Consider the following 20,161-nt stretch of genomic DNA (forward strand, 5'->3'; position numbering starts at 1 on the left):
CCCCACCTAGTCAGGCCGTACCAGCGGTACCAGCCGTACCAGCGGCGCCAGCCGCACCAGAGGTATCAGCCGCATCAGCCGCATCAGCCGCATCAAGAGGAAGTGGCCGCCGGTCCGGCCCCCGTACACCCCGGTCGTCGTCCTCCGCCTCCCGCCGGCTCATCGCCGCCGCGCGGGTGTCCGGCATCAGGACGTACGCCACCAGCGAGATCAGCGCGCACCCGGACACGTACCAGAAGAAGTACGTCTCGTGGCCGCCGTCCTTGAACCACAGCGCCACATACTCCGCCGTCCCGCCGAACAGCGCGTTGGCGATCGCGTACGGCAGCGCCACCCCGAGCGCCCGCACCCGGGTCGGGAACAGCTCGGCCTTCACGACCGCGCTGATCGAGGTGTAGCCGCTGACGATGGTGAGCGCCAGCACGGACAGGCCCAGGGCCGGCCAGAAGGAGGTGACACCGCCCAGCGCCGTCATGATCGGATACGTACCGACCGCGCAGCCGACCCCGAACCCGATCAGCAGCGGCCGCCGCCCCACCCGGTCGGAGAGCATCCCGAAGAGCGGCTGGAGACAGGCGTAAAGGGTGAGGGCGGTGAAGCTGACCAGCGTGGCGGTGTTCTTGTGCATGCCCGCGCTGCCGATCAGGTACTTGGTCAGATAGGTGGTGTACGTGTAGTACGCGAGCGTGCCGCCGAGGGTCAGCGCGATGACGAGCAGGGCCTCGCGGCGGTGCTCCCAGAGCGCCTTCATGGTGCCGCGCTCCCCGGCACCGGCCTGGCGGCCCGCGTCGGCCCGCTGCTGCTCGGCGAACGCCTCCGTCTCGTGCAGCCGGCGCCGCAGCCAGAACACGACCACGGCGAACACCGCGCCGAGCAGGAACGGCACGCGCCAGCCCCAGGTGGAGATCTGCTCGGTGGTGAGCGTGCGCTGCATGACGATCAGCATCCCGAGGCCGAGCAACTGCCCGGCCGTCATGGACACATACTGGTACGAGGAGCCGAGCCCGCGCTTGTTACGGTCGGCGGCCTCCGTCAGATACGTGGCGCTCGCCGCGTACTCCCCGCCGATGCTCAGCCCCTGGAGCAGCCGCGCGACCAGCAGCACCCCCGCGCCGAGATAGCCGGCCTGCCCGTACGTCGGCGCGAGCGCGATCAGCAGGGCCGCCGCGGACATCAGGGTGACGGTGAGGGTGAGCGCGCTCTTGCGCCCGTGCCGGTCGGCGGCCCGCCCGAGCAGCCAGCCGCCGACGGGGCGCATCAGGAAGCCGACGGCGAAGATGCCGGCGGTGTTCATGAGTTGGGCGGTGGGGTTGTCGTTGGGGAAGAAGTTGCCGGCGAAGTAGAGGGCGAAGCTGGCGTAAACGAACCAGTCGTACCACTCGACGAGATTGCCGAGCGATCCACCGATCATGGCGAGCCGCCGGCTCTGCTCGCGCGGAGCGAGGGCGGCATCGGGGGACGGCATGGCGGCTCCAGGGACTTCGGGTCGGGGAACTGGCCCGCTGAGAAAGGGGTGTTACGGGCGCGTCCCGGCCGCTCGAAACCAACACCAAGGTCAAGTTCCGGCAAAGCCAAGCGCCGTACGGCAACTTCGTTGCCCAGCGGGGTGCACTCAAGGTCGAAGACCGAAGGCCCCACCTGAACAGGATGCCGCTCCCTATGCCGACCACCCCCGCCGAGCCCACCCCCTCAACTGTCCCCGCCCCGGCCCCCACCAAGCACCGCCGCCGGAAAATCACCCGAACGAAGGTCGCGGTCAGCGCGGCCCTGGCCGCGGGTGTGGCCGGCGGGGTGCTCGTGAGCGCCAACGCCGCGACCACCGCGGCCGCCGCCCTCCCGGCGTCCGCAACGGGCGACAGCCGTACGGTCGTCGAGCCGAAGGTCCCGTCCACGGTCTGCAAGACGCTGACGGCCGGGCTGAGCATGACCAGCCGCAAGAGCGACGCGGCGAAGGAGGCGGCCCCGCCGGACACCGCCCGGATCCAGGCCGCCCTGGACGCGTGCAAGCAGAGCGGCACGGGCACGGTCGCCGTAAAACTCACCGCGAGCACCAGCACAAGTAGCAGCACCGCCGCCAAGGCCGCGTTCCTCACCGGCCCGGTCACCGTCCCCCAGGGCGTCGTCCTGCTGCTGGACACCGGCGTCACCCTGTACGGCTCGCTCAACGCCGCCGACTACCAGGTCACGGGCAAGCCCACCTGCGGCACCGTCACCACCGACTCCGGTGGCTGCAAGGCGCTGATCACGGTCTCGGGCGCCAACGCGGGCGTCGAGAGCGTACGCGCGAGCGGTGGCGCGCAGGGCACGATCGACGGGCGCGGCGACATGACGCTGTACGGGAAGAGCGTCACGTGGTGGGCGCTGGCCACCCAGGCCAAGACCGAGAGCAGGAACCAGAACAACCCCCGCATGATCCAGGCCGTGAAGGCGAACAACTTCACGCTCTACAACATCAACCTGGTCAACTCGGCGAACTTCCATGTCTCGTTCCAGAACGCCACCGGCTTCACCGCCTGGGGCGTACGCATCAAGACGCCCGCCACCGCCCGTAACACCGACGGCATCGACCCGGCCGGCGCCACGGACGTCACCATCGCCAACTCCTACGTCATGACGGGCGACGACGGCGTCGCGATCAAGGGCGGCAGCGCGGCCTCGAAGAACATCACCGTCAAGAACAGCCACTTCTACGGTACGCACGGCATATCCATCGGCAGCGAGACGACCAGCGGCGTCAGCAATGTCCTGGTCAGCAACAACACGATCACCGGCACCGACACGCTCGGCAATGCCAGCGCCAGCAGCGTCGGCCTGCGCGTCAAGAGCAGCGCGGCGAACGGCGGCAAGGTCTCGCAGGTCACGTATCTCAGCAACTGCATCACGAAGGTGAAGCAGCCCCTGGTCTTCGACACCCGTTACTCCGGCGGCACCGGCAGCTCCGTACCGTTCTTCACGGGCATCCTCGTCAACGGGGTCCGCTCGACCGCCTCGACCGCCAACGCGAAGTCGGTCCTGACCGGTTACGACGCGGCCCGCCCGCTGGGCCTGACCCTGGCGAACGTCAGCCTCGACACCACGGCGCTGACGGCCTCGTACGCGAGCGTCGGCCTGTACAACACCAATCTGACGCCGTCCGGCACGGGCGTCACCACGAGCACGCTGACGGGCAGTGGCACGGTCCCGACCTGCACGTTCCCGTCGTACCCGGCGCTGTAGAAAAAGACAGAAGCCCCGGACACCAGAGGAAGCACCTGGTGTCCGGGGCCCACAGTCAACTCGGCCAGGGACTACGCCTGGGCCGCGTTCTTCTTCTTACGGAGGAAGAACACCGCGCCGCCGCCGAGGGCGACGAGGATCAGCGCGATACCGCCGATCACCGGGGTGGCGCTGCTGCCACCGGTCTGGGCGAGGTCGCCACCGCCGGTGGTGCCGGAGGTGGAACCGCCGGCCGAGGCCGGGCTGGGCTCGTTCGACGGGGACTCGGAGTTCTCGGTCTCCGGCTCGTCGGTGCCCGGCTCGTCGGTGCCGCCGGTGCTGGTCTCGCCCGTGGTCTCACCGGTGGTCTCGCCCGTGGTCTCACCGGTCGAGCCGCCGTCCGAACCGCCGGTCGCGGAACCGCCGGTCGCGCCGCCCGTGTCGCCGCCGCCACCGATGGTGCCGGAGGTCTCGCAGTCCAGCACGCCTTCGAAGGTCTGCTCGAAGCCGTTGGAGCCCTTGACGACGATCTTGTACGGCTCGTCCTCACCGACCGGGACGGTGGTGGTCTCGGAGCCGCCCGGCTGCACCGTCAGCTCCTTGTCGCCGACGGTGTATGTGAACGGCTTGTCACCCTCGTTGGAGACGGTGACGTCCACGCCGCCCACCTCGCAGTTGACCTCGGCGTGCGCCGCCGGAATCGGGCCCTTGGCGGCCCAGTTGGCGGTGGCCGTGGCGGTCACACTGCTCTCGGTGGAGCCGGCCAGGATCTGGGTCTGGCTGCGCTTGTTGCCCTCGCCGCTGGTGAAGACGCGGCCGACGGGGATCTTGGTGCTGGCCTTGGCGGTCAGCGAGGCGGTGCCGTCGTCGGTGCCGGCGGGAACGTCGAAGAAGACCTCGTCGCCGCCCTTGACGCTGGTCACCTCCGTACCGTTCTTGTCGACGACCTTGACGCCGGCCGGGGTGCCGGCGCCCGCGGCGATCTGTACGGAGCCCGCGTTGGTGCTGACCGTGATCGGCCCGAGCTTCTCGCCCGACTTGCCGGAGACGGCGGGCGGGTTGAGGCTGAGGGACGCCTCGGGCTCCGAGGAGTTCTTGGCGTTCTTCTGGAGGTAGTCGGCCAGCTGGTTGGCCCTCTTGTCCTGCGCCGTCACATCGGCGGCGTCGGAGAGGCGCCAGATGGCGACCTGCGTGGCCGCGGCGGCGAGCTGCGGCGTCAGCGAGCCGCTCACACCGGCGGCCTTGGCCAGCGCGGTGAGGTCGCTCACGTGGGGGTAGGAGTTCTCCAGAATCCAGTTGACCTTCCCGGCGTCCGGGTTGGATCCGAGGGAAGAGGACTTCCAGGGGACTTCCTGGTACTTGGCGTTGTTCTTGGTCGGCTGGTGGATGTCGATGCAGTAGGTCTGGATCTTCCCGCCGTTGTCGACCGCCATTTCGAACAGCCCGGCCGAGACCTTCTGGCTCCGGCCGTTCAGCTTGATGACCGCGGTGCTGTAGGTCTTCAGCCCGGTCAGCTTGGCGGTAGCGCCCCCGGCGTTCGGAGACTCATCCGCGAACGCGGCTCCCGCGCCGGCAATCGCACCACCGGTGAACATGCCGGCCGCGAGAACGGCGACTGCGAGGCGAGAGACCCCGCGACTTCCCACTCTGTACATATATTTCCCCTCCGGGCGAGGCTCCGTATGGCGGGATCGCCGGGTACGCCTCGTCTGCGAGCACTTCGAGTCCCCGTGCTACCCGCCAAACCCTAGGGACCGCCCACAGCGAACAAACAGCTAATCGCCTTTGGTGATCATTCCGAATCGCAATTGTTATGCGCCTCAGGTGCACTTTGCGGGAATGTCTACAAATCTTCAATGCGATTCGGGGCGCGTGAAGGTATTGAAAAGCCCTTGAAAAGACAGCGTATATGCATCAACACCCGAAGTTGAACGTTTGACCGCCTAGCCCTTATGACATCCCATATGCCCGAATAGCCGGGCGATCTGAGCGGTCCGAGCAGGCGGGGACCCGGACGGGCCCACGGAGTCGACCCACCGGTACAAAGTGCCGCCGAGACGACCGACACCGTCCGGCTCCCACGCTCAGCGTTGACCATTCACGGACCGTTTAAGGACGACGCTCTACGCCTGCGCGTCAAACCCCGCCCACTTGCCCAAGTGGGCGCAGGGCCTGGGGAACTCCATCGAGAAGATCGATGAACAATGGGGCCGCGGAGTCCACCCGATGCGCGTGATCGCCAACGGCACCGAATGCGAAGCGCTGTTCACCCTGCGCCGCCGCCCCGAGATCACCGAGGAAAACTTCCACCGCGACGCCGTATGCGCCGGCCGGCGGGGCGTCACGCCAGGCCACGCCGGTCGACGGCGCCGACGCACTGATCACGGTCCCCACAGTGGGCTTCGAGTCACCCCCGCCTGCGCGGGGAACACTGGCCCGGCGCGCGCTCGCCAGCTCCGGCCTCGGGTTCATCCCCGCTTGCGCGGGGAGCACGGGCGGAAGGTCAAGAGCACGACCTACCGCGGCGGTTCACCCCCGCCTGCGCGGGGAGCACGATGCGGTTTCGATCCCGTGGCGGGGCATCGCCGGTTCACCCCCGCCTGCGCGGGGAGCACACCACCCCGAAGATCGAAGGGTTCTTCAAGTACGGTTCACCCCCGCCTGCGCGGGGAGCACATGAAGTCGCCTGAGAGCACAGGAGCCGTGGCCGGTTCACCCCCGCCTGCGCGGGGAGCACACCGCCGACCACTTCCGCATGAAAGTCGCCGTCGGTTCACCCCCGCCTGCGCGGGGAGCACGAAACCCCGCTGCCCTGGGCGCCCGCCACGGTCGGTTCACCCCCGCCTGCGCGGGGAGCACGGCGTCTTCCTGACCGCATGGGACAAGTCCAGCGGTTCACCCCCGCCTGCGCGGGGAGCACCAGCGGGGTACCCGTCGTCGTGCTGCACAAGTCGGTTCACCCCCGCCTGCGCGGGGAGCACACTTTCTGACCTGCGGCTTCAGAGACGCTTTGCTCGCTCTTGACCACAATGCCGAACCACATCGACGCAGTTGTCGTCCTGGCCCGGGCAGGACAACTCCCGGTCAGGGCCTACGGCCTTAAGGCTCAACAGGCTTCTGACTTGGCGTGCGCCAAGAAGATCTGCCACTGAGCACGGGCGAAGCCAAGAGGCCGCCGGGCCTGGTCCTTGCTGTCACGTACGGCGCAGCCGCCATCGTCCGTGATGGCTACTTCAACGCAGTTGCCCTGCTGCCCGGAATAGGAGGACTTCCGGTACGGACCTACGGCCTCGGAGGTCACGAGGTATCCGCCTTCGTGTGCGTCAGGAAGATCTGCCACTGGGCACGGGCGAAGCCGAGAGGCTGTCGGGCGTGGTCCTTGCTGTCGCGTATGGCACAGCCATTGGCCGTGGGAGCTACCTCGACGCAGTCGTTGTTGTGGCCCGAGTAGGACGACTTCCGGTAAGGGCCTACCACCTCAGCGGTCACGATGCTTCTTCCTTGCTGCTCCGCAGTACTCGCCGGATGAGCCGGGCGCTCGCATCCGGTGACAGAGCTTCCGATCGTAGTTGGTCGAACGCACTCGCGTAAGCCGTTAGATCGTCCACCCCTTCAAGGATCGACGCACCCCGCAGGTTGTCAATGGCGACGGCTTCCACGGTGGGCTGGCTCTCGAAAGAGAATGAGGAGAACGGGTAGCTGATGCCTGCCTTCACCCCGGCCGAGACGGGGAGCACCTGAATGGAGACATTGCTCCGCTTCCCCACCTTGAGGAGGTGCTCCAACTGCTCCCGGTGCACATCCTCCGGTACCAGCGGCAGCGTCACGATGGGCTCCCAGATGATGGCCGCATAGCTGGTGCCACCCTCTTCGATCTTGGCCTGCCGCCCCTCGCGCACCTTGACGAACTGCGCCACCACGTCCGGCGGAACGCGATTGGGCGCGAGCATGGACGTCTGTTCCGCGTACCCAGCGGTCTGCAACAGCCCCGGAACCAGGACGGTTTGCCAGCCCCGGATGAACGTCGCGTCATCCTCCAGCGAAATATGGTCGCGGTAACCGTCCGACAGTTCCGGGAAGTTGAGCCACCAACCCCGGTGGCCGGAGTTCTTCGCCAGCCACACCAGGTGGTCGCGCTCCGTCTCGTCCGTGATGCCGTACCGGTCCAGCAGGAGCAGCACTTCCGCCGGCCTGGCCGTGGTGATCCCGTCCTCCATGCGGCTGATCTTGGATCGCGATCCATGGATGAACTGCGCCGCCTGCGCCTGGTCGAACCCGGCACCGACCCTGTGCCGCTGCATCTTGCGACCGAATCGCCTGCTGCGCACCGTCGGCTTTCCACCTGCGGGCATCTCGTTGCCTCCCTCTCCGCTCGCGCCCAAGTCTGCACGGCCGGGCGCCGTTTGGTGGCCCGTCACACGATCGAGGTAATCATGCACGCGTGCATGAGTTTGGGTTGTGGAAGTTATCCATCCCACCCTAGCCTCAGGAACGCGCCGTCCGCATCCCGCTACGCGGCGTAACTCCGACCACGCGTCAGCTGGGGGTTAAACCATGCCCACAACCCTTTCCGCGGAGCCGCTTCGCGCCACCTTCCGCATTCCGAAACGCAAGAAGCACGTGCCGGCCGTACGGGCCCGGGTCACGGAAACCTTGGCGGCCTGGGGGCTCGAACAGCTTGCCCCGGACGTCGAGTTGGTGGTGTCAGAGCTGGTCACGAACGCCGTCGTCCACTGCCGCGTGAGCTTCGCCGAGGTCGAGGTGACGCTGCATGTGGACTGGGGCGAGCTGGTGCTGGAGGTCTCCGACCCCGACCGCACGAGGCTGCCGCAGCTCGGCACGGGGTGTCCCGAGGACGGGGAGGGCGGGCGCGGGCTGCTGCTGGTTGCCGCGCTGGCCGGCTCGTGGGGGTGCCGGGAGCTGGAGTACGGGAAGTGCGTGTGGGCACGGTTCGAGGCAGGCCGGAACGGCGCCGGGGGCTCGGTGTGAGGGGGTTGGTTACGACGCACCTTCGGGCGGCAGGCAGCGCTGCCGATGACGTACGGATGGGAATGGGGCCGGGGCCAGAACCGGGGAGAGTGGTGGCGCACATGGGCGGGCTGACCGTCGGGATGGTGGCGTACGACCGGACGGTCGAGATGCCCGGCCGGATCACCAGCTTCGCGGGGGAACGCGTCTGCCTGGAACGGCCCACCGGCTTCGCCTGGGTCGCGCAGCTGAGCACCGTACGGCCGGCAACCCCGTGGGAACAGCGCCAACTCGCCGCCCTCGACAGGCTCCACCGCCACCGGCGCCACTCCACGCCGCGATGGCGCGGAGAGCCGTAACCTGCGGGTCAATACGAGCGCCAGGTGTGGTGGACGGAGGCGGGCGTGGAGCGCGGGGCGGGGGGAAAGGGGGCCCAAGAGGTCCGCTGCACTACCACTCAGCTCAGGGCCCGACGGCCCGGCGGACCCTGCGGGGCGCGCGACAGAGGAATGGGGCTGCCCGGCTGATCTCAGCGGCTGACGGCCGCCGGTTTACTGGCATTCATGCCCCGCTGGGCGCCGTGGGATTGTCGACTGCGGGTCAGCACCAAGAGGTAACCGAGGTGTACGGGAGCAAGAAGCTGAACGCTGGGCCGCCCCTCCTCCTGTCAGTGTCGCGCCTCCAGGGGAGGAGTAAAGGGCGCTCCTACGTCGCGTCGCTGCGCGATGGGCTGCGCCCACCCTTGACACCTCCCCTTCCGGCGCGCGCACGGAAGAGGGGGGGCGGCCGGGGGGAGGGGGCCCGAAGGGTGGTGCCGCACTGCCACTCGGCTCAGGGGCTGACAGGCCGGTGGGCCCTGCGGGGCTACGCAGCAGAGGAATGGGGCGGTCCCACACCGGCTCAGCGGCCAACGGTCCGCTGTTGGTTGCGACCCAAGCCCCGCTGGTCACCGAGCGTGGGTTGTGGGATTTCTGGGACGTGAGTGGCGACAAGTGGGCCCCTGAAGGCCGTCCATGCGTCCAGGAGTGCCGCTAACGCACCTGAGGACACATGTGCCGCCCGAAGAGCCCCCCAACCGCCCGCCAAATCACCCCATATCAGACAGATCGGCGGGGAGGGTGGCCCGCAGACCCGGCCGGACAGCAGAACCCGCCCACCTTCCGGGCACCACAACGCAACGGTGACCAGCGGGGCTTGAGTCGCAACCAACAACGGGCCGTCAGCCGCCGAGACGGGGCCGAGTCACCCCACTCCTCTGCCGCGCGCCCCGCAGGGCCCACCCGCCCGCCGGACCCTGAACCGACCGGCAGAACAGCGGACCCCCCGGGCCCCCTCCCCCCGGCCGCCCCCCTCTCCCGTACACGCGCCGGAAGGGGAGGTGTCAAGGGTGAAGCGAAGCGCAATCGGCGAAGCCGACGCGACGCTAGGAGCGCCCTTTACACCTCCCCTGGAGGCGCGACACTGACAGGAGGAGGGGCGGCCCACCCCGCACCAAGCGCCCAGCACCTCGCCACCGGCCCACCCCGGTTACCTCTCGGTACTGACCCGCACCCGGCGCACCCGCCGCACCCGCCGCGCCCTCACCCCTCGCCCTCGTCCTCCCCCTCCAGCTCGCCCTCCGTCTCCAGGAATACCTTCCGCAGCGCGTCCAGTACCGCCGGGTCCGGCTTCTCCCACATGCCGCGTGATTCCGCCTCCAGCAGGCGTTCCGCGATGCCGTGGAGTGCCCAGGGGTTGGCCTCCTGGAGGAAGGCGCGGTTCTCGGGGTCCAGGACGTAGGTTTCCGTCAGCTTGTCGTACATCCAGTCCGCGACCACGCCCGTCGTCGCGTCGTACCCGAAGAGGTAGTCGACCGTTGCCGCCAGTTCGAACGCGCCCTTGTAGCCGTGGCGGCGCATCGCCTCGATCCACCTCGGGTTGACGACGCGGGCGCGGAAGACGCGGGAGGTCTCCTCGACCAGGGTGCGGGTGCGGACCGTTTCCGGGCGGGTGGAGTCGCCGATGTACGCCTCCGGGGCCGTGCCCTTCAGCGCGCGTACGGTCGCGACCATGCCGCCGTGGTACTGGAAGTAGTCGTCGGAGTCCGCGATGTCGTGCTCGCGCGTGTCCGTGTTCTTCGCGGCCACGGCGATGCGCTTGTACGCGGTCTCCATCTCCGCCCGCGCCGGGCGGCCGTCGAGTTCGCGGCCGTACGCATAGCCGCCCCAGACGGTGTAAACCTCCGCGAGGTCCGCGTCCGTACGCCAGTCGCGGCTGTCGATGAGCTGGAGGATGCCCGCGCCGTACGTACCGGGGCGGGAGCCGAAGATACGGGTGGTGGCGCGGCGTTCGTCGCCGTGTTCGGCCAGTTCGGCCTGGGCGTGGGCCCGTACGAAGTTGGACTCGGCCGGCTCGTCCAGCCCGGCGACCAGCCGCACCGCGTCGTCCAGCAGCCCGATGGCGTGCGGGAACGCGTCCCGGAAGAAGCCGCTGATGCGCAGGGTCACGTCAATGCGGGGGCGGTCGAGTTCCGCGAGGGGGACGGGTTCAAGCCCCGTTACCCGCCGCGACGCGTCGTCCCACACCGGCCGTACGCCCAGCAGCGCCAGCGCCTCCGCGATGTCGTCGCCGGAGGTACGCATCGCGCTCGTACCCCACAGGGAGAGCCCGACGGATGTCGGCCACTCGCCGTTGTCCGTGCGGTAGCGGGTCAGCAGGGAGTCGGCCAGCGCCTGGCCGGTCTCCCAGGCGAGGCGGCTCGGGACGGCCTTCGGGTCGACGGAGTAGAAGTTGCGGCCGGTCGGCAGGACGTTGACCAGACCGCGCAGCGGCGACCCCGACGGGCCCGCGCTCACCGAGCCGCCGTCCAGCGCGTGGAGCACATTGTCGATCTCGTCGGTCGTCGCCTCCAGGCGCGGTACGACCTCCTCGGCGGCGAATTCGAGGATCGCGGCGACCTGCTCCGGGTGGCCGGCCGCGACGGCGGGCACCGCGTCCACGTCCCACTCGGCTTCCTCCATCGCCTGGACCAGCGCGCGGGCCGTCGCCTCGACCGTGTCCGCGTCAGCCCGCGTCGGCGCCGACTCGTCGAGGCCGAGCGCCTCGCGCAGGCCCGGCAGCGATGTCGTACCGCCCCAGATCTGGCGGGCGCGCAGGATCGCCAGCACGAGATTGACGCGCGCCTCGCCCTCCGGCGCGTGGCCGAGGACATGCAGCCCGTCGCGGATCTGCGCGTCCTTGACCTCGCAGAGCCAGCCGTCGACGTGGAGGAGGAAGTCGTCGAAACCGTCGTCGTCCGGCCGGGCCTCAAGACCGAGGTCGTGGTCGAGCTTCGCGGCCTGGATCAGCGTCCAGATCTGCGCGCGGATGGCGGGCAGCTTGGCCGGGTCCATCGAGGAGATCGCCGCGTACTCATCAAGAAGCTGCTCCAGGCGCGCGATGTCGCCGTACGACTCGGCGCGCGCCATCGGCGGTACGAGATGGTCCACCAGCGTGGCATGCACGCGCCGCTTCGCCTGCGTACCCTCGCCCGGGTCGTTGACCAGGAACGGATAGATCAGCGGTACGTCACCGAGCGCGGCGTCGGGCGCGCAGGCGGCGGAGAGGCCCGCGTTCTTGCCGGGCAGCCACTCCAGATTGCCGTGCTTGCCCAGGTGGATCATGGCGTCGGCGCCGAAACCGCCGTCCGTGCTGTCGGCGGCGATCCAGCGGTAGGCGGCCAGATAGTGGTGCGAGGGCGGCAGATCGGGGTCGTGATAGATCGCGATCGGGTTCTCACCGAAACCGCGCGGCGGCTGAATGAGGATGAGCAGATTCCCGCGCCGGAGGGCGGCGAGGACGATATCGCCGTCCGGGTCGCCACCGTTGCCGACCCGGCTGCGGTCGAGGAACATCTCGCCGGGCGGCGGGCCCCAGTGCGTCTCGACCTTCTCGCGCAGCTCGGCGGGCAGCTTGTCGTACCAGCGCCGGTAGTCGGCGGCCGGGATACGGACCGGGTTACGGGCGAGCTGCTCCTCGGTCAGCCACTCCTGGTCGTGGCCGCCGGCGTCGATGAGGGCGCGGATCAGCTCGTCGCCGTCGCCGGAGGAGAGGCCGGGGACGGGTCCGTCGGTGTCGCCGGTGCCGTCGGGGTCGCCGAAGTGGTAGCCCTGGGCCAGCAGTTCACCGAGGAGTTCGATGGCACTGGCGGGGGTGTCGAGACCGACGGCGTTGCCGATACGGGAGTGCTTGGTGGGGTACGCGGACAGGACGAGCGCGATCCGCTTGTCCTGCGTCGGGATGTACGCGAGCCGGGCGTGCTTCACGGCGATCCCGGCGACGCGCGCGGCCCGCTCGGGGTCGGCGACGTAGACCGGCAGCCCGTCCTCGTCCAGCTCCTTGAAGGAGAACGGGACGGTGATCAGCCGCCCGTCGAACTCCGGCACCGCGACCTGCGAGGCCGCGTCCAGCGGCGTCAGCCCCTCGTCGCTCGCCTCCCAGGCGGCGCGGCTGGAGGTCAGGCAGAGCGCCTGGAGAATCGGTACGTCCAGCCCGGCGAGCGCACCCGCGTCCCACGCCTCGTCGTCGCCGCCGGCCGAGGCCGTGGCGGGCTTGGTGCCACCGGCGGCGAGGACGGTGGTGATGATCGCGTCGGCCTCCTCCAGCGCCTCCAGCAGCTCGGGCTCGGGGGCCCGGAGCGACGAGACGAAGAGGGGCATCGGGCGGGCGTCGGCGTCCTCGATGGCCGTGCAGAGCGCCTCCACGAAGGCGGTGTTCCCGCTCATGTGGTGGGCGCGGTAGAAGAGCACCGCGACGGTCGGAACCGTCTCGACCACCGAGTGGCCGGGCCGGCCCAGGCGCGGCGGCCGTACGCGACGCTCCAGCCGGCCCCAGGTCGGCGACGCGGCCGGCGGCTCGAAGCCGTGGCCGGTCAGCAGCACGGTGTCGGAGAGGAAGCGGGCGAGCTGCCCGAGGTTCTCCGGGCCGCCGTGCGCGAGATACCCGTGCGCCTCGGCGGCGATCCCGATGGGGACGGTCGACGCCTCCATCAGCTGCGCGTCGGGGGCCTGCTCACCGGTGAGGACGACGACGGGCCGGGGCCCGGCGAGCAGCTGGTCGATGCCCGCCTGCCAGGCACGCAGCCCGCCGAGGAGCCGTACGACGACGAGGTCGACGCCCTCCAGCAGCGCGGGCAGCTCGTCGAGCGCGAGCCGGGCGGGGTTGGCGTACCGGTACGGGACCGGTCCCTCGGCCGCGCGGGCGCTGAGCAGATCGGTGTCGGACGTCGACAGGAGCAGAAGCATGCGGCGTCTGGCCTTCCTCGGGGTCCGCGCCCCGGGCGGGTGGTGAGTGGACGGCGGGAGTTCCTGACTCGTCCGGCGCCGCGTCGCATCGCGCGCTGCGCCGCGTTACGGCTGCGCACGTCGCAAGGCACACGTCGCCGGGCTCACAGTGGCGGGACCGCGCCGGGTTCGCACCGGGCTTCCTCCCCAAGACGCCGTCGCTGGCGATGGCGGCGGGCCGTGGAACCCGCCGTCTGCATAGTAAGTGCTGAGGTCACGGGCGGGGAGGGCACCCGGACGGACGGCGGAGCCGGGCACCGCGCGACAGGTGGCCGGGCGGCCCGGCGTGGGTATGCTCGCGGCCATGCCGCCCACCCCGCAACCACCCGTGAAACGGGACGAAACCCCCGGCCGGGAGCCCGTAGGGGACGCCGACGTGGCGCCCGTACGGGATGCCGTCGTGGTGCCCGCAGGGGACGCCGACGTGGCGCCCGTACGGGAGGTCGCGCCCGTGCCCGTACGGGATGCCCTACGGGATGCCGCTGTGGCGCCCGTACGGGAGCGGGGTGACGCCTGCCCGGGCGCCCTGCGGCTGCACAGCGCCGACGACGGCCGGCTGGCCCGGCTGCGGCTGCCCGGCGGACTGCTGACGTACCGCCAGGCGGAGGCCCTCGCGGTGGCGGCCGAGCGGCTGGGCGACGGGCATCTCGACATCACATCCCGGGGAAACATCCAGCTCCGGGGGCTGGGCGCGGCCTGCGGCGGCGAGCTGGAAGCACTGCTGGACGCGGCCGGTCTGCTGCCCTCGCCGGAGCACGAGCGGGTACGGAACATCGTGGCGTCCCCGCTCTGCGGACTGGACGGACCCGCATCCGCACCCAGGCCCGGACCCGCACCCGTACGGGAAGTCCCCTCGGGGAACGCCCAGTTGTGGGCGCGCGAGCTGGACGCGCTGCTCTGCGCGAGCCCGGCGGCGACGGCCCTGTCGGGCCGCTTCCTGTTCGCGCTGGACGACGGCCGGGGGGATGTCGCGGCCCTGGGCGCGGATGTGACGTTGCTCGCACGGGCGGACGGCGGAGCGACCGTACACATCGGGGCAAACCACCCCGGTGTACGGGTATCCGCCGCCGACGCGCCTCGCGCGGCCCTGCTCGCGGCGGAGACCTTCGTCGCGGAGGCAAACGGAACTGGCACCGGCGCCTGGCGCGTACGGGAACTCCCGGACGGGGGACGGGAGCTGGCCGGAGCGTTGGCGGCCCGGCTGACCAAGGCGGGAATCGAGGCGCGCCAGTACGAGCCGACCGCCCCAACCGCCTCCCAGGAGCCCTGGCCATACGCTGCTCCCCCGCCCCCCGGCCGAATCGCCTCCCCCGATGGCACGGTCGCCCTCTCCGTCCACGCCCCGCTGGGCCGGCTGAGCGCCGAGCAGTGGCGACTCCTGCTGTCGGAGAGCGGGACGGGCGAGCTGCGCGTCACCCCCTGGCGCGGCGTGATCATCCCCGGCCTGCCCCCGGCCGCCGCCGACGCCCTGCGCGACCGGCTCCGTACCGCCGGACTGATCACCACCCCCGACTCCCCCTGGCACGGCGTCGGCGCGTGCACGGGCCGGCCCGGGTGCGCGAAGGCGCTGGCGGACGTACGGTCCGACGCGGCCGACGCCCTGGCCGCCGACGTCACCGTCGCCGGCGCGGCCAGCCGCGACGCCCTGCCGGTCTACTGGTCGGGGTGCGCACGGCGCTGCGGCCATCCCGGGGGCGCGTGGGTGGACGTGGTGGCGACGGAGGCGGGCGACTACACCGTCTCCGTACACGGGCACGGCGTTCCGCAGCCCACAGCGCCGGCGACGACCACCCGACCGCGGTTGCCCACAACCGTGGCAACAGCCCGAACACGATCAACAACAGTCACGAAATGAGCGAGACCAGAGTGTCCACAGCGTTCGACTACGAGAAGGACGGCGCGGAGATATACCGCCGTTCCTTCGCCACGATCCGCGCCGAGGCGGACCTCGCCGGGCTCCCCGCCGATGTCGCCCAGGTCGCGGTGCGGATGATCCACGCCTGCGGCATGGTCGATCTGGTCCGCGATCTCGCGTACACGCCCACCGTGGTCGCCCGCGCCCGCGAGGCGCTGCGCGCGGGCGCGCCGATCCTGTGCGACGTGTCCATGGTCGCCAGCGGGGTCACCCGCAAGCGGCTGCCGGCCGACAACGAGGTCGTCTGCACCCTCTCCGACCCGTCGGTGCCCGCGCTGGCCGCCGAGCTGGGGACGACACGCAGCGCCGCCGCCATGGAGCTGTGGCGGGACCGGCTCGAAGGCTCGGTCGTGGCCGTCGGCAACGCGCCGACCTCGCTCTTCCGCCTGCTGGAGATGATCGAGGACGGCGCGCCGCACCCGGCGGCGGTCATCGGCGTACCGGTCGGCTTCATCGGCGCGGCCGAGTCCAAGGACGCGCTCGCCGAGCACCCGGCCGGGCTGGCACATCTGGTCGTACGGGGGCGGCGGGGCGGCAGCGCCATCGCGGCGGCGGCCATCAACGCGATCGCGAGTGAAACGGAATGACCGAGAACAGCACCCAGAACAGCACCGAGAACCGCACCGATAGCGCCACCACGCCCGGCCCCACGCCCGGCCCCGGCCGCCTGTACGGCGTAGGTCTCGGCCCCGGCGACCCGTCCCTGATGACCCTGAGGGCCGTCCAGGTCATCGCCGAGGCGGATGTCGTCGCGTACCACAGCGCCCGTCACGGCCGTTCCATCGCGCGTTCCATAGCCGCCGGGCATCTGCGCGCGGACCACATCGAGGAACCGCTCGTCTACCCCGTCACCACCGGCACCACCGACCACCCCGGCGGCTACCGGGGCGCGATGGAGGAGTTCTACGCGGAGGCCGCCGCCCGGCTGGCCGTCCATCTCGACGCCGGGCGGACGGTCGCGGTGCTGGCGGAGGGCGATCCGCTCTTCTACGGCTCGTACATGCACATGCACAAGCGGCTGGCCGACCGCTATCCGACCGAGGTCGTCCCCGGGGTGACGTCGGTGAGCGCCGCCGCGGCCCGGCTCGGGGCGCCGCTGGTCGAGGGCGAGGAGGTGCTGACGGTCCTGCCGGGCACGCTGCCCGAGGAGGAGCTGACGGCGAGGCTCGCGGCGGCGGACTCGGCCGTGGTCATGAAGCTCGGGCGTACGTTCCCGGCCGTGCGGCGCGCGGTCGAGCGGGCGGGGCGGCTGGGGGACGCGCGGTATGTGGAGCGCGCGACGATGAGCGGGGAGCGTACGGGCGCGCTGGCGGACATCGATCCGGAGTCCGTGCCGTACTTCTCGGTGGCGGTGCTGCCGAGCCGAGTGGACGCGAGCCCTCCCCTTTCACCGGCGGGCGAAGTGGTCGTCGTGGGAACGGGCCCGGCGGGTCCGCTGTGGCTGACGCCCGAGACACGTGGCGCGCTGGCCGATGCCCAGGATCTGGTCGGCTACACCACCTATCTGGACCGTGTTCCGGTCCGGCCGGGGCAGGAGCGGCACGGTTCCGACAACAAGGTGGAGTCGGAGCGCGCCGAGTTCGCCCTCGATCTGGCCCGGCGCGGCCGGCGGGTGGCCGTCGTCTCGGGCGGTGACCCGGGCGTCTTCGCGATGGCGACGGCGGTGCTGGAGGTCGCGTCCGCCGATCCGTACCGGGAGATTCCCGTACGGGTTCTCCCGGGTGTGACGGCGGCCAACGCGGCGGCGGCCCGCGTGGGCGCCCCGCTGGGCCACGACTACGCCGTTCTCTCGCTCTCCGACCGACTCAAGCCGTGGGAGGTCATCGCGGAACGGCTGCACGCGGCGGCCCGCGCCGATCTTGTCCTCGCCCTCTACAACCCGGGCTCGCGCAGCCGCACCTGGCAGGTCGGCAAGGCCCGCGAACTGCTGCTGGAGCACCGCGCGCCGGACACCCCGGTGGTCGTGGCCCGCGATGTGGGCGGCGCGGAGGAGCGGGTGCGGATCGTACGGCTGGCGGATCTCGACCCGGCGCAGGTCGATATGCGGACGATCCTGCTGGTGGGTTCGTCGCAGACGGTACGGGTGGAGCGCGGCACGGGCGAGGAGATCATCTGGACCCCGCGCCGCTACCCGGAGCCGGAAAGCTGACGCACAACCCAGTCGGCGGCCTCGCTGGAAGTAGTAACCACCGGCACCCCCGCCGCCCCGGCCGGCCGCCGTACGACCACCACCGGAATCCCCGCCTCCCGGGCGGCGGTGAGCTTGGGCGCGGTGGCCGCGCCGCCGCTGTCCTTGGTCACGAGGGTGTCGATACGGTGCCTTCGCAGAATGTCCCGCTCGCCGTTGAGCCCGAAAGGTCCCCGGTCCAGCAGGACGTCCATTCGGGACGGATGGGGCGGCTCCGGGGCATCCACGGACCGTACGAGGAACCAGGCCGCGTCGAGGTGCGCGAAAGCGGCGAGCCCCATCCGCCCGGTGGTGAGGAAGACCCGGCGGGCGCCGAGGGCGGAGAGCACCTCGGCGGCCTCGGGCAGCCCGTCGGCCGGATGCCAGTCGTCGCCCGCGACCGGGACCCAGGAGGGGCGGCGCAGGGCGAGCAGGGGAACATGGGCGGTGGCGGCGGCGAGGGCCGCGTTGTGGCTGATGACGGTGGCGAAGGGATGGGTGGCGTCGATGAGCGCGTCCACCTGGTGTGCCCGGAGCCAGTGCGCGAGCCCGTCGGCACCGCCGAACCCGCCGATACGGACGTCGCCGGGCGGCAGCGAGGGCCGGGAAACGCGCCCGGCGAGGGAACTGGTGACCTGGAGCCGGGGATCCGGAACCAGAATCTCGGCGAGACGGCGGCTCTCGGTGGTCCCCCCAAGCACAAGAACGCGAAACGGCTCACTCATCGACGACGGAACTCCCTTTGACTACTGACGGCGGCGGCGGATCCGCGTCCGGCGGCGCGGCGGGCGGACGAGGTGCCCAACTCAAACACACCGGCCTGCGCCCCGGCTGGACGACCGGCGCGTGCGCGACGGCGGCGACGAAGGCCGCGTACACGGCGCTGCTGACGGGCGGGTTCCCCGACCCGGTGACCATCGAGCTGCCGAAGGGCCAGACCCCGTCCTTCGCGCTGGCGAAGGAGCGCCTGACGGCGGGACCGGACCGGTCCGCGATGGCGGCGGTGGTGAAGGACGCGGGCGACGACCCGGACGTCACCCACGGCGCGCTGATCCGCGCCACGGTCCGCCTGTTGCCGCCGGACAGCGGCGTCGTCTTCCGGGCGGGCCCGGGCGTGGGTACGGTGACGCGCCCCGGCCTGCCGCTGGAGGTCGGCGAGCCGGCGATCAACCCCGTACCCCGGCAGCTGATGCGCGCTCATGTGGCGGAGGTGGCGGCCCGGTACGGCGGCACGGGCGATGTCGAGATCACGGTCTCCGTGGACCACGGCGAGGAGATCGCCCGCTCCACGTGGAACCCGAGGCTGGGCATCCTGGGCGGCCTCTCCATCCTGGGCACGACGGGCATCGTCGTGCCGTACTCCTGCTCGGCATGGATCGACTCCATCAGGCGGGGCGTGGACGTGGCCCGCGCGGCGGGCCGTACGCACGTGGCCGCGTGCACGGGCTCGACGTCCGAGAAGACGGTCCTGGCGACCTACGCCCTCCCCGAGGACGCGCTCCTGGACATGGGCGACTTCGCGGGCGCGGTCCTCAAGTACCTCCGCCGCCACCCGGTGGACCGCCTCACCATCTGCGGCGGCTTCGCCAAACTCTCCAAACTGGCAGCCGGCCACCTGGACCTCCACTCGGCCCGCTCCCAGGTCAACAAGGACTTCCTGGCCACCCTGGCCACCGAGGCCGGCGCGCCCCCATCCCTGGCAGCCCAAATAACCACAGCCAACACGGGCCTGGAGGCCCTGCGCCTCTGCGAATCACAGGGCATCCCCCTGGGCAACACAGTCGCAGCACGAGCCCGCACCGAAGCCCAAGCAGTCCTACGGGAAGCGCCGGTGGAGGTCGACGTGATCTGCATCGACAGAGCAGGCACGGTGGTGGGCCGCTCCTGACCGGCACCGTGCCCCGCGTGCCCCGCGTGCGCGGGGGAGCACCGCTGGAACAACCTGGCCGACCTCGCACGCCTCGGACTATCCCCGCACACGCGGGGAAGCGCGCTGTCCCGACGCACGGCCTCGCGGCCCGGCCGGACCATTCCCGCACACGCGGGAAGCAACGCACGCTGATCGCCGGGGATGTCAAGGGCGAGGGACCATCCCCACACGCGCGGGGAGCACACGTGCCCGGCGAACAGGACGCAGCCGTCGCCGGGACCATCCCTGCACGCGCGGGGAGCACACCCACCAGCCGACCTGCCGGCCCACAAAGTAGGGACCATCCCCGCACACGCGGGGAGCACTCGGTCCACCCGTCGAGCCAGCGGCGGGCGAGGGGACCATCCCCGCACACGCGGGGAGCACAGGCAGCGCGGCCGGGTGAGGTAGCCGCGAACGGGACCGTCCCCGCACGCGCGGGGAGCACGGCACCTGGCAGGCCACGCTGACCGACTTCCCGGGACCATCCCCGCACGCGCGGGGAGCACATCCGCCTCGATCATCGCGCGCCAGCGCCGCAGGGACCATCCCCGCACGCGCGGGGAGCACTTCAGTGTTCCGAAGACCGGCTTGATTCCCGAGGGACCATCCCCGCACGCGCGGGGAGCACGCTGCCCGACCCGCGACCCTACGCCCCGCCAACACCCCCCACGCCCAGTTTCACCGAAACCGGCATTCCGCCCGCG

14 protein-coding genes, 1 CRISPR repeat array and 1 riboswitch are annotated in these 20,161 nt (G+C 71.1%); of the genes, 7 read left to right on the forward strand and 7 right to left on the reverse strand.

Annotated features, from left to right (window positions below):
* Nucleotides 1–10 precede the first annotated feature (10 nt).
* A complete protein-coding gene (locus tag DVK44_RS12740; protein ID WP_114659778.1) occupies nt 11–1,465 on the reverse strand; it encodes an MFS transporter in 1,455 nt (484 codons plus the stop codon).
* 194 nt (nt 1,466–1,659) lie between these two features.
* Between DVK44_RS12740 and DVK44_RS12745 the strand changes: the two genes are divergently transcribed.
* Nucleotides 1,660–3,216, forward strand: a complete 1,557-nt coding sequence (locus DVK44_RS12745; protein ID WP_114659779.1) for a glycoside hydrolase family 28 protein — start codon at nt 1,660–1,662, stop codon at nt 3,214–3,216.
* Nucleotides 3,217–3,287: 71 nt separating this feature from the next.
* Here DVK44_RS12745 and DVK44_RS12750 read toward each other — a convergent pair whose 3' ends face one another.
* From DVK44_RS12750 to DVK44_RS12770, 4 genes are all read right to left on the reverse strand, one after another.
* Nucleotides 3,288–4,790 carry a Cys-Gln thioester bond-forming surface protein gene (locus tag DVK44_RS12750; RefSeq protein ID WP_114659780.1) on the reverse strand — a complete coding sequence of 501 codons (1,503 nt, stop codon included), beginning with the start codon at nt 4,788–4,790 and terminating at the stop codon, nt 3,288–3,290.
* Nucleotides 4,791–5,598: 808 nt separating this feature from the next.
* Nucleotides 5,599–6,176: a CRISPR direct-repeat array (repeat unit 29 nt; unit sequence CGGTTCACCCCCGCCTGCGCGGGGAGCAC).
* 125 nt (nt 6,177–6,301) lie between these two features.
* Nucleotides 6,302–6,535, reverse strand: a complete 234-nt coding sequence (locus DVK44_RS12760; protein ID WP_331461594.1) for a DUF397 domain-containing protein — start codon at nt 6,533–6,535, stop codon at nt 6,302–6,304.
* Nucleotides 6,493–6,684: a DUF397 domain-containing protein gene (locus tag DVK44_RS12765; protein WP_331461595.1), complete on the reverse strand. Its 192-nt coding sequence runs from the start codon at nt 6,682–6,684 to the stop codon at nt 6,493–6,495. The genes DVK44_RS12760 and DVK44_RS12765 overlap by 43 nt, the downstream gene beginning before the upstream one ends.
* Nucleotides 6,681–7,634, reverse strand: a complete 954-nt coding sequence (locus DVK44_RS12770; RefSeq protein WP_331461596.1) for a helix-turn-helix domain-containing protein — start codon at nt 7,632–7,634, stop codon at nt 6,681–6,683. The genes DVK44_RS12765 and DVK44_RS12770 overlap by 4 nt, the downstream gene beginning before the upstream one ends.
* A gap of 115 nt (nt 7,635–7,749) precedes the next feature.
* On the opposite strand from DVK44_RS12770, the gene DVK44_RS12775 reads away from it, so the two are divergent.
* A complete protein-coding gene (locus tag DVK44_RS12775) occupies nt 7,750–8,184 on the forward strand; it encodes an ATP-binding protein (RefSeq protein WP_114659785.1) in 435 nt (144 codons plus the stop codon).
* Nucleotides 8,185–8,285: 101 nt separating this feature from the next.
* Nucleotides 8,286–8,522, forward strand: coding sequence for a hypothetical protein (locus DVK44_RS12780; RefSeq protein ID WP_114659786.1), 237 nt, complete (start codon nt 8,286–8,288; stop codon nt 8,520–8,522).
* 1,221 nt (nt 8,523–9,743) lie between these two features.
* Here DVK44_RS12780 and cobN read toward each other — a convergent pair.
* A complete protein-coding gene (gene cobN, locus DVK44_RS12785) occupies nt 9,744–13,424 on the reverse strand; it encodes a cobaltochelatase subunit CobN (protein WP_114659787.1) in 3,681 nt (1,226 codons plus the stop codon).
* Nucleotides 13,425–13,482: 58 nt separating this feature from the next.
* Nucleotides 13,483–13,608, reverse strand: a riboswitch (cobalamin riboswitch).
* A 159-nt stretch (nt 13,609–13,767) separates the two neighbouring features.
* Here cobN and cobG point away from each other — a divergent pair.
* The 3 genes from cobG to DVK44_RS12800 are packed head-to-tail and all read left to right on the forward strand — an operon-like array spanning nt 13,768 to nt 17,527.
* Nucleotides 13,768–15,318, forward strand: a complete 1,551-nt coding sequence (gene cobG, locus DVK44_RS12790) for a precorrin-3B synthase (protein ID WP_228447108.1) — start codon at nt 13,768–13,770, stop codon at nt 15,316–15,318.
* Nucleotides 15,315–15,965: a precorrin-8X methylmutase gene (locus DVK44_RS12795; RefSeq protein WP_114659788.1), complete on the forward strand. Its 651-nt coding sequence runs from the start codon at nt 15,315–15,317 to the stop codon at nt 15,963–15,965. The genes cobG and DVK44_RS12795 overlap by 4 nt, the downstream gene beginning before the upstream one ends.
* The gene (locus tag DVK44_RS12800; RefSeq protein WP_114659789.1) at nt 15,962–17,527 is read left to right on the forward strand and encodes a precorrin-2 C(20)-methyltransferase; all 1,566 of its coding nucleotides are present in this window, start codon (nt 15,962–15,964) and stop codon (nt 17,525–17,527) included. Before DVK44_RS12795 ends, DVK44_RS12800 begins: the two co-directional genes overlap by 4 nt.
* Here the strand turns inward: DVK44_RS12800 and DVK44_RS12805 are convergent.
* Nucleotides 17,506–18,270: a cobalt-precorrin-6A reductase gene (locus tag DVK44_RS12805; protein ID WP_114659790.1), complete on the reverse strand. Its 765-nt coding sequence runs from the start codon at nt 18,268–18,270 to the stop codon at nt 17,506–17,508. The two genes, DVK44_RS12800 and DVK44_RS12805, sit on opposite strands and share 22 nt — an antisense overlap.
* Nucleotides 18,271–18,287: 17 nt before the next feature.
* Between DVK44_RS12805 and DVK44_RS12810 the strand changes: the two genes are divergently transcribed.
* A complete protein-coding gene (locus DVK44_RS12810; RefSeq protein ID WP_114659791.1) occupies nt 18,288–19,433 on the forward strand; it encodes a cobalt-precorrin-5B (C(1))-methyltransferase in 1,146 nt (381 codons plus the stop codon).
* Nucleotides 19,434–20,161: the final 728 nt, after the last annotated feature.

Source organism: Streptomyces paludis, from assembly GCF_003344965.1.
In the GTDB taxonomy this organism is placed as follows: Bacteria; Actinomycetota; Actinomycetes; order Streptomycetales; family Streptomycetaceae; genus Streptomyces; species Streptomyces paludis.

What these genes read in the sequence shown, in the direction of transcription:
- DVK44_RS12740 (WP_114659778.1), bottom strand. Translation starts at nt 1,465, where the DNA reads ATGCCGTCCCCCGATGCCGCCCTCGCTCCGCGCGAGCAGAGCCGGCGG.
- DVK44_RS12745 (WP_114659779.1), top strand. Translation starts at nt 1,660, where the DNA reads ATGCCGACCACCCCCGCCGAGCCCACCCCCTCAACTGTCCCCGCCCCG.
- DVK44_RS12750 (WP_114659780.1), bottom strand. Translation starts at nt 4,790, where the DNA reads ATGTTCACCGGTGGTGCGATTGCCGGCGCGGGAGCCGCGTTCGCGGAT.
- DVK44_RS12775 (WP_114659785.1), top strand. Translation starts at nt 7,750, where the DNA reads ATGCCCACAACCCTTTCCGCGGAGCCGCTTCGCGCCACCTTCCGCATT.
- DVK44_RS12780 (WP_114659786.1), top strand. Translation starts at nt 8,286, where the DNA reads ATGGGCGGGCTGACCGTCGGGATGGTGGCGTACGACCGGACGGTCGAG.
- cobN (WP_114659787.1), bottom strand. Translation starts at nt 13,424, where the DNA reads ATGCTTCTGCTCCTGTCGACGTCCGACACCGATCTGCTCAGCGCCCGC.
- cobG (WP_228447108.1), top strand. Translation starts at nt 13,768, where the DNA reads ATGCCGCCCACCCCGCAACCACCCGTGAAACGGGACGAAACCCCCGGC.
- DVK44_RS12795 (WP_114659788.1), top strand. Translation starts at nt 15,315, where the DNA reads ATGAGCGAGACCAGAGTGTCCACAGCGTTCGACTACGAGAAGGACGGC.
- DVK44_RS12800 (WP_114659789.1), top strand. Translation starts at nt 15,962, where the DNA reads ATGACCGAGAACAGCACCCAGAACAGCACCGAGAACCGCACCGATAGC.
- DVK44_RS12805 (WP_114659790.1), bottom strand. Translation starts at nt 18,270, where the DNA reads ATGAGTGAGCCGTTTCGCGTTCTTGTGCTTGGGGGGACCACCGAGAGC.